This is a genomic window from Streptococcus mitis (genome assembly GCF_003942695.1).
GTDB classification, from domain to species: Bacteria; Bacillota; Bacilli; order Lactobacillales; family Streptococcaceae; genus Streptococcus; species Streptococcus mitis_BD.
Window position 1 is genome coordinate 32631 of the sequence record NZ_RJNU01000009.1, and the last position, 13835, is coordinate 46465.

A 13835-nucleotide genomic window follows, 5' to 3' on the forward strand; every position below is an offset into this window, starting at 1 on the left:
TCTTTTGAGAATAGTATGGTATTTTACCGCTATGTAAATGATTAAAAGAAGTAGGGGATAAGAGAATAAGTCTGAGACTTCCATGAAATTTACACTATACTTCCCTGGTAATAGCCTATAGTCCATTAAAACTTGAAGGATAGAAAGTACAATGCGTACTAGTAGAAGACCCCCTAATAAGATCACTTCTTTTTTAACATACGGACACCTTCCTCACTAAATGCAGATTATGGTTCATTGGTCTAACACTCCAAGATTTATTTTATGCTGGAGCTACAGAGATCAGACTCATGTTGTCATCGTTTGTTATCTTTTTCTTCACTTCTATAAAGTAAGATAAAGGTCATCAAGAATAATGAAATCGTAGGTATATCAAAATATTCAAACCATGTAGGTAGATTTATTTTGTTTACATCAGCTACGATTCTAATAATTAGATAAGCCATCGAGCTAAATAATACAGTGGTCTCTAGCCAAGCTTTGCGTAGTAATTGAACAACTTTCATCCCAAACTCCAATCTGATAGTCCATCAATTTCCAATCTTGCTTTCTTTTGTTTTGTACTTGTATCCTACATAAAACAACCCAAGCAGAATCGGATAGGTTTCTGGATAAAATAGGGTATTGATCGGATTTTTCAAAATCAAATACGTTACGATGTAGATAATAAGCGATACGATAAAATACCCCTCAGCAAATCCTAATAAGAATTGTTTCATGGTAGACTCCTATTTACCTGATAAGAAAGGCGGAAAAACTCCGCCATTCACATGCACAAAATCCTTTTCATTCAGATTGATCTTTTATAGTTTTGATTATCTTTTGACAAATCTTTGCAAAAAATACCAAAATAGCCCGAAGCAAGCAAGCCAACTAAAGTCCATTGCCAATCAAAGGATACTAATGAACCTGTACGAATCACATGGAGCGCGAGATTAAGAGCTATTGCCAACAAAGGAACTATAGTGGCTAGTTTAGGTAACAATGTATTGAGATTAAGGTTGTGATTCATGGTTAATTTCCCTACATACTTTATCCCAAATTTTTAGCTTAGCGTCTACTTCCTAGATAACGCCCATACATATAAGAAGCTACTCCTAATACACCCCAAGCTATTGCTGTGGAAGTAGTAACAATGAAGCCTCCCTCAGTAACAGATAAGTCTGCTTCTGTCATGATATCGAATTTTTCATCCATTTTTTTCATTTCTCTCTCCTTTTTAAATAATACTGGCTAATCCAATAGCTACTCCAACCAAAAGCCCTACTATTCCTGAAGCTGATATAATAATTACTGCAAATTCTTCTGAAATCTTCATTTATTTCTCCATTTTTTATTGGTAGTAACTAAAAGATGACTATTCAATAGTATTTGCCACACACTAACAATAGTTCTCTTTAAACCTTGTCTTTACCTGAATCCAAATAACTCATCATTAAAATAAGGATTGGAATCCATAATTCTGAGCCTACATACTGATCAACTTTAAAGGGAATTACATTTAAATCACCCAGCACACAGAGTGCTCCAAAAATGATTAAAAGTACGCCTATTAAATTTTTTCGATTTTTCATACCTAATCACTTTTTATCCAAACCTACGTTTTAAATCTTGCCCGATTAATCTACCGCCAAGGAAAATAGTCACTCCAATACCAATCGTAGCTATTGTGATCACGCCTCCATCAGTATTCATCAATTCGTCTTCTGTCAACTCTGTCCAATTATTTAAATTATTCATATTCATTTTATCCTCCTATTATCACATAAAGTATCCCCAAGCAATACCGCCAATAAGTAAGATACCTCCTACTACCACAGCAGTAACAGAACCCCCATCCACATCCATCAACTCTTCTTCTGTAAGAGCTACAAAGTTTTGTTCCATTTTGTCAAAATTTGCCATCTTTTTCCTCCTTTATTTCTATTTTTTAGTTTACGGTTTCTAGGCTTTAAACCATTTTAAAATCCAGATTGGAAAAATAACTGAAATCATTTTTTCTCTCCTTCCTTTTCTTCTTACCTATCTATTCGAAAAACAATTCGAAAATGAACAATTCATTCATTTTTATTTTAAAAACCACTTAATGAACCACGGATAAAAACCGGTCACGTACATAAACGTTCCTCCTTTTTTCTTTCTTATCTCTTTATTCGCAATCTCTACAAAAAATTTTAACATTTTTCTTTTTTCTGCAAACAAAAAAACAACATGACTTGCATGTTGCTTTTTGCTATATCTTACCTTTAATAGTTCTGACCACATCTGCTACACTTTGCAGTTGGTCAATTTCCTCATCACTGATTTCAATTCCGAATTCATCTTCTAGTGTCAAGACGAACTCCATCAAGTCCACTGAGTCCGCATCTAGGTCATCTTTCAAACTCAAGGCTTCTGTCACGACAAAGTCTTCTCCCTGTCGCTCTTGGATAATGGTTACAACACGGTCAAAAATTTCTTTTTCTGTCATCTTTTTATTCTCCTGAAAATTCACGCGCAGTCTGAGCAACTACGTCTGTTTCGAGCATGGTACGAATCTGGCGAATCGTACTGTACACAGCCTTGGCGTCACTTGAACCATGGGTCTTAACAACAGGTGCTTTGACACCAAACAAGACTGCCCCACCAACATCTGAATAGTTAAGCTGTGTTTTCAAACCTCTAAGGCTATCCTTAAGAAGAAGAGCACCTAACTTCGCTCGAAGGCCACCACCTGTGATAGCTGTCTTAAGCAAGCCCATGATTCCCATAGCGGTCCCTTCGATGGATTTGAGAACAGCGTTTCCCGTGAAACCATCTGTTACGACAACATCCGCAACGCCATTCATCAGATCACGCGCTTCCACGTTTCCGACAAAGTTCAAACTTTCATCAGCTACTAGCAAGTCGTATGTTTCCTTACGAAGCGGATCTCCCTTGCTGCTTTCTGTTCCATTGTTGAGCAAACCAATACGCGGTTTCGAAATCCCACGAACATTTTTCGCATAGAAGGAACCTAGGACAGCGTATTGGTGCAGATGATGGGCTGTATTTTCCGCATTGGCACCGAGATCTAGCATATCAAACCCTTTGCCATCAATGGTCGGCAAGGTAGACATGAGTCCTGGACGATCGATATTTTTGATACGACCCACAATGAAGAATCCTGCAGCCAACAAGGCACCTGTGTTCCCAGCTGAGAGGACAGCGTCTGCTTCCCCCTCTTTGACAGCCTTGGCCGCTAATACCATGCTGGCATTTTTCTTCTTACGAATAGCTTTTGTCGGCTCATCGTCTGAGTCAATTTTCTCATCCGTATGAATAACGCTGACACGCTCTGTCGCTGTTAGATATTGCTTGATCTTGCTTTCATCTCCGTAGAGTTGAATCTCAATATCTGAAAAGTCAGCAAGGGCTTGGTTGACACCCTCAACGATGGCTTGAGGTGCGTAATCGCCCCCCATAGCATCTACTGCAATTTTTTTCATTTGTCTTCCTCTTTTAGTAATTGTCCCCAGTCTGCCAGGGAATCAATGAATTTCTTTGATTTTAGGTGAATTCCAACATACTCTTCGTAGATTTGATCTATAAACTTGCGCAAGTCTTGCTTGATTTCAGGCTTGAGCGAAATGGTCTCCAAGGTCTCAAAATCAATGGCTTGAAATTGATTGAGAAGATAAGGGATATTGGGATTCAGATGGCAACGTCTCTCATCCTCATGATAATGCTCTGGACAGAGGCAGGCTCCATATTTAAAAGAAAAGTCAAAGGCCTGACCAACCCGATGGCAAAAGATACACTCATTAAAATTAAGGCTAATCCCAAATCGGGTCAAGATTTGAATTTCAAAAATATTGGTCAAAACCTGATAATCCAAACCCTCTTCCATCAACTCCAAAGTCTTTTGCAAAAAAGCAAACAAGGGAGCATCCTGCTGGTTATCCTGCAAACTAGCATCTGCAAGAGCAGCAACATAGGTCGCATAAGCCATGACAAAGAGATCACTATTAATCTTGGGAAAGGTCATGACCTCATGATAGTCCTCAATATAGCTAAGCCCGTCATCATTGATTCGCAAGAGAAATCGTGCCAACACCAAGGGCTGAATAACCGGAGCTAGTTTGGACTGACCAGCGTGTTTGACGAAAAACATGCGCTTACCAGCCTGCTCGGTAAAAATTTTGACTAGCTTGTCATCCTCACGAAAGTTACGATTGTAGAGTACGAGACCTTGACTCGTGATAGACTGGATCATGCTTCTCTCATGTACTCCTCAAGTCGTTTCATGGCCTCTCTGATCGTTTCCATGCTGGCTGCATAAGACAGACGCACATAGCCTTCTCCGTAACGTCCAAAGGCGGCACCAGGGATAAAGGCAACGGCCTTCTTCTGAGCAAAATCCTTCAGAAAAGCAAAGGAGTCTTGATTGTAGCCCGCTGGAATCTTAGCAAAGATATAGAAGGCACCGTCTGGTTTGATAATCTCAAAACCAAGAGCAGCCATCTTTTCGATGATATAATCTCGACGCTGGATGTATTCCTTCTTCATAGGCTCTGCATCGTTTTTACCAGCGGTCAAGGCTTCCACCGCAGCATGTTGAGCCATAGTATTTGCAGCAGTAACCAAATACTGGTGACTCTTGATTAACTGAGCTGTGAAAGCCGCAGGAGCAAAGATAAAGCCTAAACGCCAACCAGTCATAGCATGCGATTTAGACAAGCCATTAATTATAATAGCCTGGTCTCTCAGCATCGTTCCTAGAGATACATGGGCTTCGCCTGTATAGGTTAATTCTGAGTAAACCTCATCACAGACAACAAAAATCTCATACTTGCGTAAAACGTCTGCCAAGGCTTCCAACTGCTCCCGACTATAGGTAATTCCTGTCGGATTGGCTGGATAGTTGAGAATAACTGCCTTGAGCTTATCCCCTTGCTCCAAAATGGCCTTTTCCAACATCTCAGGAGTCAAGACAAAACCATTTTCAGTTGTATCAATCTCGACAATCTCTGCCCCAACTAGATTGACAATCGGCTCATATCCTGGATAGGCAGGAGCTGGCAAGAGCACCTTGTCCCCCTCTTCCAAAATAGCTGTCAAAGTAGCAGATAAAGCCTCTGTCGCCCCAATTGTAACCAAAATTTCATTTTCAGGATTATAATCTAGCTGGTATTTTTCTTTTACAAAGTCGCTAGCAGCCTGGCGCAAGGTCAGTAAACCGCTCATCCCTGTATAGTAGGATTGGTTCTGGTCAATGGCTCGCTTGGCTGCCTCCTTGACATGATCTGGCGTTGTAAAATCAGGTTCCCCCAAGGTCAAACGCAAGACCCCAGGAATCTCCGAAATAGCCTGATCAAACTGGCGAATCAAGGAAACTTGAATCTTGTCTAACTGTTTATTAAAGCTCTTGGTTAAGTCCATAGATATCCCCCTTGCTTACAGAACATAGTACTATTATACTACAAAAGCTCCCTGACCGCAAAATCCATCTGAAACCTGCATTTTTCACTTTCTGTTTTACTTTTCTTCTCGACAGGAGTATAATAATAAATGCTTATTTTCGGAGGTTTATATGTCATTTTTATCAAAAAATGGAGCAGGCATCTTTGCCTGCCTTCTCATTTCTATCGTATCTTGGTACTTAGGAGGATTCTTTCCTGTCATTGGCGCACCCGTTTTTGCCATTTTCATAGGAATGCTCCTAAATCCCTTTCTCTCATCCTATAAACAACTGGATGCTGGATTGACCTTTAGTTCTAAAAAATTACTCCAATATGCCGTTGTCTTGCTTGGTTTTGGTCTCAATATCTCGCAAGTCTTCGCAGTTGGGCAATCTTCACTCCCTGTTATCCTCTCCACCATTTCAATAGCCCTGATTATTGCCTACCTCTTCCAGCGCTTCTTTGCACTGGATACAAAACTGGCTATCTTGGTTGGAGTGGGTTCTTCTATCTGTGGTGGCTCTGCCATTGCAGCGACAGCGCCCGTTATCCATGCCAAGGAAAAAGAAGTCGCCCAAGCCATTTCCGTTATCTTTTTCTTCAATGTCTTGGCTGCGCTCATCTTTCCAACCCTAGGAACCTGGCTTCACCTATCCAATGACGGCTTCGCCCTCTTTGCAGGAACTGCGGTCAACGATACTTCTTCTGTAACGGCCACAGCTAGTGCTTGGGATAGTCTTTACCAGACAAATACCCTCGAATCCGCAACCATTGTTAAACTCACGCGCACCTTAGCAATCATTCCCATCACTCTCTTTCTCTCCTACTGGCAAAGTCGCCAGCAAAAAAACAGCCAAGATTTCCAACTAAAAAAAGTCTTCCCACTTTTTATCCTTTATTTCATCCTGGCCTCTCTCTTAACGACTCTCCTTACCTCTCTCGGTGTGTCCAGTAACTTCTTTACCCCTCTCAAACAACTCTCCAAATTCCTCATTATCATGGCCATGAGTGCCATCGGTCTCAAAACAAATCTAGTAGCCATGGTCAAATCCAGCGGAAAATCCATTCTCCTTGGAGCCCTTTGCTGGATTGCCATCATCCTCACCAGTCTTGGCATGCAGGCATTGATTGGTACTTTATAATACAAAAAGTAGCCTACTGGCTACCTTTTTCTTATGCTTCCTCAATTAAGCGAGTATGTTCTCTCTTAATACAGCGATTCATCACGATGTCATCGCATCCTCCAGCACGCAAGATTTCTTCCGCTTCTAGATTTTCAAGTCCTAATTGCGCCCAGAAAATCTTAGCATCAGCCTTGAGAAAATCACGCGCCACATCTGGTAAAAACTCGCTCCGTCGGTATACATTGACAATGTCCACAGGAAAAGGAATCTCAGCTAGGCTGGCGTAAGCCTTTTCTCCCAAGATTTCCCCACCTGCAGCCTTGGGATTAACTGGAATGATTTTATAGCCCCGAGCCTGCATTTCCTTGGTCACTCGATTGCTAGTTGTTTCTTCACGGTCAGACAAACCCACTACCGCTAACGTTTTACTGGTTGCTAGATACTGACGGATCACACCATCACTTGGATTGATAAATTCTTGGCTCATAGAAATCCTCCTTTTTTCTCAGTATAGCACATTTTGAAAAGGCTTGCAGATTTTGACTACAAAAATCTCCTAGCAAGAAAAGAAACCTGCTAGGAGTTCTGTCTACTTCAAGTGAAAGTTTAGATTTTTTTCTCGATACTAAATAATGGAGAAAGAGGGCGTTTTTCATGGATACGGACAATAGCATCACCCAGAAGATGAGCAATCGAAATTTGTTCAATCTTATCAATCAAACGCTCTTCTGGTAGGTAGATAGTATCCAAAACAACCAATTTCTTAATAGCTGATTTTTGGATATTATCCATAGCAGGACCAGAAAGTACTGGGTGCGTACAGCTTGCGTAAACTTCAACAGCACCTGCTTCAGCAAGAGCATCCGCTGCATGACAGATGGTTCCAGCTGTATCGATCATGTCGTCAATCAAGATACAAGTCTTACCTTCTACCTTACCAATGATGTTCATCACTTCACTGGTATTCATCTTGTCCACACTACGACGCTTGTCAATAATCGCAATCGGAGTTTTCAAAAACTCTGCCAATTTACGAGCACGAGTCACCCCACCATGGTCTGGACTGACAACGACATAGTCAGAGCCAACCATACCACGACGTTCAAAATAGTCCGCAATCAAAGGAGCACCCATCAAGTGATCTACAGGAATATCAAAGAATCCCTGAATCTGTGCAGCATGCAAATCAATCGTCAACAAACGATCTACCCCAGCAACTTCTAGCATGTTTGCAACAAGTTTTGAAGTGATTGGCTCACGCGCTCTCGCTTTTCTATCCTGACGTGCATAGCCATAGTAGGGCATAACAACATTGACAGATTCTGCACTGGCACGCTTCAAGGCATCTACCATGATCAAAATTTCGAGTAGATTGTCATTTACAGGTGAGCTAGTTGATTGTAGGATAAAGACGTGTTTTCCACGGATTGATTCTTCGATGTTGACCTGAATCTCCCCATCTGAAAATTGGCGAACACTTGATTTCCCCAACTCTATCCCAATTTCTTTCGCCACACGCTCTGCCAATTCTCTATTAGAAGAAAGGGCAAACAGCTTTAAATCAGAAAAAGACATGATTTCCTCCGGTATTTATGTATCACTTGTTTTTTACACAACATTTTCCATTTACCATTGTAGCGCTTTTTCCTTTATTTTTCAATCAAAAATAAAACAAGAGCAAACATTTATACCCTTGCTTTATGCTATTTTATATTAGCTATATTGAAACTGAAAACCCTACATTTTAACAATCGATTTTATGCTAGGATGAGATTTTTTCAAGACAAAGTTAGTATACTTCTCTCATACTACCTGTATCCACATCATAGACAGCACCTGAAATAACCACATCATCAGGAATCAGTGGAGATTCTCGAAGTAATTGCATATCCTCTCTCACACTCTCTTCAACATCCTGGAATGGTAAAAAATCTTGATCAGATACATCAACTCCGAGCTCGTGCTTCAAATGTTCATGAAAACTTTCATTTTGAAAGGTTTGAGCTCCACAGTCCGTATGGTGAAGCACCACGATTTCTCTTGTCCCCATTTGTTGCTGGGAAATCACCAGTGAACGAATCATGTCCTCAGTTACTCGACCACCCGCATTCCGCAAGATATGGGCATCTCCAAGTGCCAGACCCAGAGCTTGCGCGACGTGTAGCCGTGAGTCCATACAGGTCACAATTGCTACTCTTGTTTTCGGCTTAAGTGGCAAATTTAATTTCCCATGAAGGGCAACATAAGCCTGATTGGCTTGCATAAACTGTTCAAAATACGACACGATTTCCCCCTTAAAAATTTGATCATCAAACATTTCTCCTATCTTATCATTTTTAAGAGGATTTGTCACGGATTATGCAAAGACCTTTTTCAAAACTTCCTGAATCGTTGTCACACCAATGACCTCAATTTCTTTGGGTGGAGTGATTCCTGTCAAGGAATTCTTGGGTACATAAATCTTGGTAAAGCCCAGTTTTGCCGCTTCATTGATGCGTTGCTCGATACGATTCACGCGCCGGATCTCTCCCGTCAAACCAAGTTCTCCCACAAAACATTCCTGAGGATTGGTAGGCTTGTCTTTGTAGCTCGAAGCAATGGCAACCGCAACAGCCAAGTCAATCGCAGGTTCATCCAATTTGACGCCACCAGCAGATTTGAGATAAGCATCCTGATTTTGCAAGAGAAGCCCTGCTCGTTTTTCCAAAACAGCCATAATCAGACTCGCACGATTGAAGTCAAGACCTGTCGTAGTACGCTTGGCATTCCCAAACATGGTCGGTGTTACCAAAGCCTGTACCTCCGCCAAAATCGGACGAGTTCCTTCCATAGTTACCACGATTGATGAACCAGTAGCCCCATCCAAACGCTCTTCTAGGAAAACTTGACTCGGATTGAGCACCTCAACCAATCCACCTGACTGCATCTCAAAGATGCCAATCTCATTAGTGGAACCAAAACGGTTTTTGACTGCTCTCAGGATACGGAAGGTATGGTGGCGCTCCCCTTCAAAGTAAAGTACCGTATCTACCATGTGCTCCAACATACGCGGACCAGCCAAGGTTCCTTCCTTAGTCACATGCCCTACGATAAAAATGGCAATGTTATTAGTCTTAGCCAGTTGCATAAGCTCAGCCGTCACCTCACGCACCTGAGACACAGACCCCTGCACCCCTGAAATCTCAGGAGACATAATAGTCTGGATGGAGTCAATAATGAGGAAGTCTGGCTGAATTCTTTCTACTTCTACGCGAACACTCTGCATATTGGTCTCTGCATAGAGATAAAACTCACTATCAATATCTCCCAAGCGCTCTGCCCGTAACTTAATCTGCTGGGCAGACTCCTCCCCACTGACATAGAGAACCGTACCCACTTGAGACAGCTGGGTTGAAACTTGTAGGAGAAGGGTTGATTTCCCGATTCCTGGATCCCCACCGATAAGGACGAGACTCCCTGGTACCACTCCGCCTCCAAGTACACGGTTGAATTCCTCCATCTCCGTCTTTGTTCGATTGACATTGATCGAAGTCACCTCAGCCAGTTTCATGGGCTTGGTTTTCTCCCCTGTCAAGGATACACGTTCATTCTTGACCTCGGCAACCTCAACCTCTTCTACAAAAGAAGACCAAGACCCACAGTTGGGACAACGTCCCAGATATTTAGGGGAATTATACCCACAATTTTGACATACAAATGTCGCTTTTTTCTTTGCGATAATAAACCTCTTTCTAAATCTCTATCTCACACTCAATCACTTGGCAAAAATCAATCTTCTCATTTGGCACAAATTGACGTATGAGCATGTTGTGAGTTACCACTATCACGGTCTGGTAATCTCGATACTTAGCCATAGATTCTAGAAATCGAGACTTCATCTCCGTAGCTGTCTCATATTGAATAGGGCTATTAGGAAGTAACTCCCCCTTGTTTTCTAAAAACAGACATCTAGCTTTTTCGAAGTTTTCTATGCCTGCTTCATAGACCTGCCATTCGTGTAACATAGGCTCCACTCTCAAAGGAAGTCCAGTAGCACAAGAAACATAAGAAGCCGTTTCTAAAGCTCGCGTTACTGCTGAAGTCACTAGTAGGTTAGCTGATTGTAGCAAGGGATTTTGGCAAAGTTCCTGAGCTTGTTGTCGTCCCTTCTCAGATAAGGGAGCCAAATCCATCCCAAAACCTGTATAAGAACGTTCCTCTAACTCACGGTAATCTGGCTCCCCGTGACGTACAAAGATGATTTTCATCCTAGTGTCCTGTTGATCCAAAACCACCAGTCCGCACGCCGTCTGCCTCATCTCCATCTGCGATTAAAAATGGTGCAAAGACAGCCTGAACCACACGTTCCCCAACTTCAAGAACCACTTCCTGATTAGTAATGTTTTTCATCTGCGCAAAAATATGTCCCTCATTTCCAGGATTTCCATAATAATCCCCATCAATAACGCCAACAGAGTTGATCAAGACCAGACCCTTCTTACGAGGATTTGAAGAACGATCATAAAGATAGAGAACTTCTGTTGGCTGCATGTAGGCCTTAACACCTGTCGGAACCAAGACAATCTCTCCTGGAGCAATAACAGTGCGTTCCGCAACCTTTAAATCATAACCAGCTGCATGCGCTGTCTCACGCTTCGGTAGCAAATTTTTATCTGTAAAACTCGAAATCAATTCAAAACCACGAATTTTCATATTTTTCTCTTTTCTATAATCATTTATTCTAGGCTATTTTATCTTATTTATTCGAAAAAAGCACGAAAAAAGAGCACACAACAACTTATGAAGATACGCTACGATACAATCATTTACAACATGCACTAAAATCAAGTAAAAATAATAATCATATACAAGATTCTTACGTGGACTAACGACATTTTACAGCATTTTTGCCCCTTTTTTGCCCCTTTTGAGCAAACAATAAAACCGCGGGTTATTTCCTGCGGTTTTGTGTAATCTATTTTGAAAGTTTTCCTTTCGTTTTATTTTGTAGTGATGAGCCCATCCGGCTCAACTGTGAATTCTGGCTTGTCAGCCATTGTGCCGTCTGAGTTAAGGTAGTACCAACCTGTACCATCTGCCGACTTAATGAATTGTTTGGATTTCATATCGCCATCCTTAACGTCGAGGTAGTACCAGTGGTCTTTGTACTTAACCCATCCAGTGGCCATTGCCCCAGTTTCTTTGAAGTAGTACCACTTGTTAGCGATGAGCGCCCAACCAGTGGCCATTGCACCACTTGGGAGCAAGTAGTACCAATATCCGTCTGTGTGCTTGTGCCATGAGTTAGCCTTCATGTAGCCATTGCTGTCAAAGCAATACCAGACATCGTCAATCTTCTGCCAGCTATTAGCAGGATAAGAACCATCTGCGTTGACATACCACCAACCAGTCGCATTCTTTTTCCAACCTTCTTGATTGCCTTCTTTTGCAAGCATTTCTTGAACAGTTGAACCGAGTGACTGATAGTGCTTGATTTTAGCAATCACATAGTCACGCAAGCTGTCATTATAGCCACCGTGCAACTCCAAAGAACGAGCAGGGCATGAGGTGCTTGAAAACTCGTTATGAAACTTGATGTTGCTATAATTTGGAGTATCACCATAATAAGTCATATCCTCGGCCATTTGACGCAATACCATGTTTTCGTTTTCGATAAACTCAGCATCTGTTGCGCTGAGTTGCTGACAAACTTCATAACTGATAGAGTTCATGTTAGCATCATAGTTCGCTGCAGACCAAGTGCCATTATATGTATCTTCAACGCGAGCGATTGCATCACGAGTGATGTAGTAATGAGCGAAGCCAAGCTCAGACTGGCCGTTATCGTATCGAGATTGCAACCAGTTTACATAGCTTTCGGCACTCATAGAACCAGCATCATTGTGCATGATGTAGTATTTTGGCTTCTCAGTCGGACGTGAGCCAGCGATACCACTAAAGATTGAATTATTAATGATTTTGACCATCGTTTAATCCTCCTTTGGATTTTCGTACCCAAGTGCTTGCTTGCTGTCAGTTAGCCCTTTAGTTGTTGGGTCTGGAATGATATTTAGGATATTTACAATCGTCAACCCCACAAGATAAGGGTTCGCAAAGAATTTACCAAGCAAGTCTAAAATAACTTCCCAACTAACCAAATCTTCTAGTTTTAGATTGAAATAGGCCAGAATTGGCAAAGCTAAAGCAAATGCCACTCGCAATAAGAATGTTTTATTTTTTAAGCTAAAACGTACTTTCCAATTAATCATGTTATTCTCCTTTATTTTTATCTTCATCTTTTTCAAGCAATCGTTGAAACGCTTTTAAAATTGGCTGAAAAAGAGTAACATTTCCTTTTAATTTACGGTAGTTTTCAATCAATGATTGAAAAGTAAATGCGATGTACCCAAGATAAATCGAGTACAAGAATGCGAAGCCTGTCTTTTCAGGCAAGAGCACGGACATCGGAATAAGGATCATCAGCAAGAGCACCCCTAAAATCTTTCGAAGGAGCCCATTGATGCCGATTTTGCTCTTATACTCGATGTCAGGGTTTGCGATAGCAGCAATTGTCCCTGTCAAGAAATCGATGATTTCCATTGAGACAATCAAAGCTAGAGCGTACAAGACCAGTCCGTCCTCAGTCTGGACGACACTTCTTAAAAAATTGAAAAATTCGATTTGCATATATCCCCCTTAATCGATACGTGGCATGACCACAGTAAGCACACCTTGCTGAAGCATATCAGATAGCAACTGCTCTTTCCAAGTGTAGCCCTCTGTGGCCTGCATCTGGAACTTGAAAATGGTCAGCGTGCCCTTTGGCCATTTCGGATTAGTGTCAAACGGATAAGGCATGGCAATGATGTCTCCGTTGTTGTAACGTTTGTCCTTAGCAAGCGGTTTGATGAAATTTGCTACCTTTACATAGGCAAAGGTCGGCATGCCACCATTTTGAGATACTACCACGGCACTCAAGACCTCAGTGATAGCTGACACCATGTCGAGGTTTTCCTTATTCTCTACTGTCGCTTGCTCTACCTTAGTTGCCATTTCTTTATTTTGCTTGAGCTGCGCCTCTACCTGGTTGAATTTCTCCTTTTCGGCACGCAAAGGAAAGTTTTCCTGGTAAAGAGCCTCAAGAGCTAACTCAAAAAGTTCAGTATTGGACAAGCTGATTTTGTCAGCTGGTAAGAAAATTGGCACGATAGCACTGTCTGCATTGACTAGCGTGACCTTGGTAGCTGATGCTGTTCCGCTCGCATCAAATTCTTGTGATTTTGAACCGTATTCTAATTTCATGCTTTCTCCT

At 41.6% G+C, this 13835-nt stretch carries 22 protein-coding genes; 1 reads left to right on the forward strand and 21 read right to left on the reverse strand.

Annotated features, from left to right (window positions below):
• Nucleotides 1-296: 296 nt before the first annotated feature.
• The 11 genes from D8852_RS07245 to D8852_RS07285 all read right to left on the reverse strand — a co-directional run bounded on the left by D8852_RS07245 (nt 297) and on the right by D8852_RS07285 (nt 5400).
• Nucleotides 297-506, reverse strand: coding sequence for a hypothetical protein (locus tag D8852_RS07245; protein WP_000869802.1), 210 nt, complete (start codon nt 504-506; stop codon nt 297-299).
• A 24-nt stretch (nt 507-530) separates the two neighbouring features.
• Nucleotides 531-719 (reverse strand): hypothetical protein, encoded by a 189-nt coding sequence (locus D8852_RS07250; RefSeq protein ID WP_000808741.1) that lies wholly within the window; start codon nt 717-719, stop codon nt 531-533.
• Between the two features lie 71 nt (nt 720-790).
• On the reverse strand, nt 791-1012 hold the full coding sequence (locus D8852_RS10190; protein WP_125416428.1) for a bacteriocin immunity protein: 222 nt from the start codon (nt 1010-1012) through the stop codon (nt 791-793).
• Between the two features lie 38 nt (nt 1013-1050).
• Nucleotides 1051-1206, reverse strand: coding sequence for a hypothetical protein (locus D8852_RS10030; protein ID WP_185755596.1), 156 nt, complete (start codon nt 1204-1206; stop codon nt 1051-1053).
• A gap of 191 nt (nt 1207-1397) precedes the next feature.
• A complete protein-coding gene (locus D8852_RS10035; RefSeq protein ID WP_185755597.1) occupies nt 1398-1574 on the reverse strand; it encodes a hypothetical protein in 177 nt (58 codons plus the stop codon).
• Nucleotides 1575-1587: 13 nt separating this feature from the next.
• The gene (locus D8852_RS07260) at nt 1588-1746 is read right to left on the reverse strand and encodes a class IIb bacteriocin, lactobin A/cerein 7B family (RefSeq protein WP_038804301.1); all 159 of its coding nucleotides are present in this window, start codon (nt 1744-1746) and stop codon (nt 1588-1590) included.
• 15 nt (nt 1747-1761) lie between these two features.
• Nucleotides 1762-1905 (reverse strand): class IIb bacteriocin, lactobin A/cerein 7B family, encoded by a 144-nt coding sequence (locus D8852_RS07265; protein WP_038806548.1) that lies wholly within the window; start codon nt 1903-1905, stop codon nt 1762-1764.
• A gap of 328 nt (nt 1906-2233) precedes the next feature.
• Nucleotides 2234-2470 (reverse strand): acyl carrier protein, encoded by a 237-nt coding sequence (locus tag D8852_RS07270; RefSeq protein WP_125416426.1) that lies wholly within the window; start codon nt 2468-2470, stop codon nt 2234-2236.
• Nucleotides 2471-2474: 4 nt separating this feature from the next.
• A complete protein-coding gene (gene plsX / locus D8852_RS07275; protein WP_125425265.1) occupies nt 2475-3467 on the reverse strand; it encodes a phosphate acyltransferase PlsX in 993 nt (330 codons plus the stop codon).
• Nucleotides 3464-4234, reverse strand: a complete 771-nt coding sequence (gene recO / locus D8852_RS07280; protein ID WP_038804304.1) for a DNA repair protein RecO — start codon at nt 4232-4234, stop codon at nt 3464-3466. The genes plsX and recO overlap by 4 nt, the downstream gene beginning before the upstream one ends.
• The gene (locus D8852_RS07285; RefSeq protein WP_125425266.1) at nt 4231-5400 is read right to left on the reverse strand and encodes a pyridoxal phosphate-dependent aminotransferase; all 1170 of its coding nucleotides are present in this window, start codon (nt 5398-5400) and stop codon (nt 4231-4233) included. Before D8852_RS07285 ends, recO begins: the two co-directional genes overlap by 4 nt.
• Before the next feature lie 151 nt (nt 5401-5551).
• Here D8852_RS07285 and D8852_RS07290 point away from each other — a divergent pair, with 151 nt between their 5' ends.
• A complete protein-coding gene (locus D8852_RS07290; RefSeq protein WP_125425267.1) occupies nt 5552-6562 on the forward strand; it encodes a YeiH family protein in 1011 nt (336 codons plus the stop codon).
• Between the two features lie 31 nt (nt 6563-6593).
• Here the strand turns inward: D8852_RS07290 and D8852_RS07295 are convergent, their stop codons facing one another.
• The 10 genes from D8852_RS07295 to D8852_RS07340 all read right to left on the reverse strand — a co-directional run bounded on the left by D8852_RS07295 (nt 6594) and on the right by D8852_RS07340 (nt 13825).
• Nucleotides 6594-7031, reverse strand: coding sequence for a CoA-binding protein (locus D8852_RS07295; RefSeq protein ID WP_042900072.1), 438 nt, complete (start codon nt 7029-7031; stop codon nt 6594-6596).
• A gap of 119 nt (nt 7032-7150) precedes the next feature.
• Entirely contained in the window at nt 7151-8119 is a 969-nt protein-coding gene (locus D8852_RS07300; protein ID WP_125425268.1) for a ribose-phosphate diphosphokinase, read from the reverse strand.
• Between the two features lie 214 nt (nt 8120-8333).
• A complete protein-coding gene (locus tag D8852_RS07305; protein ID WP_004246703.1) occupies nt 8334-8828 on the reverse strand; it encodes a beta-class carbonic anhydrase in 495 nt (164 codons plus the stop codon).
• Nucleotides 8829-8900: 72 nt separating this feature from the next.
• Entirely contained in the window at nt 8901-10262 is a 1362-nt protein-coding gene (gene radA / locus D8852_RS07310) for a DNA repair protein RadA (RefSeq protein ID WP_125425270.1), read from the reverse strand.
• A 13-nt stretch (nt 10263-10275) separates the two neighbouring features.
• Entirely contained in the window at nt 10276-10791 is a 516-nt protein-coding gene (locus tag D8852_RS07315; RefSeq protein ID WP_185755598.1) for a histidine phosphatase family protein, read from the reverse strand.
• A gap of 1 nt (nt 10792) precedes the next feature.
• Nucleotides 10793-11236, reverse strand: a complete 444-nt coding sequence (locus D8852_RS07320) for a dUTP diphosphatase (protein ID WP_125425272.1) — start codon at nt 11234-11236, stop codon at nt 10793-10795.
• Nucleotides 11237-11523: 287 nt separating this feature from the next.
• Complete coding sequence (locus D8852_RS07325) at nt 11524-12510, reverse strand: N-acetylmuramoyl-L-alanine amidase (RefSeq protein WP_125425273.1); 987 nt, start codon at nt 12508-12510, stop codon at nt 11524-11526.
• Between the two features lie 3 nt (nt 12511-12513).
• Complete coding sequence (locus tag D8852_RS07330) at nt 12514-12792, reverse strand: phage holin (RefSeq protein ID WP_125425274.1); 279 nt, start codon at nt 12790-12792, stop codon at nt 12514-12516.
• A gap of 1 nt (nt 12793) precedes the next feature.
• Nucleotides 12794-13210, reverse strand: a complete 417-nt coding sequence (locus D8852_RS07335; RefSeq protein ID WP_125425275.1) for a phage holin family protein — start codon at nt 13208-13210, stop codon at nt 12794-12796.
• A 9-nt stretch (nt 13211-13219) separates the two neighbouring features.
• Nucleotides 13220-13825 (reverse strand): DUF1366 domain-containing protein, encoded by a 606-nt coding sequence (locus D8852_RS07340; RefSeq protein WP_125425276.1) that lies wholly within the window; start codon nt 13823-13825, stop codon nt 13220-13222.
• Nucleotides 13826-13835 lie beyond the last annotated feature (10 nt).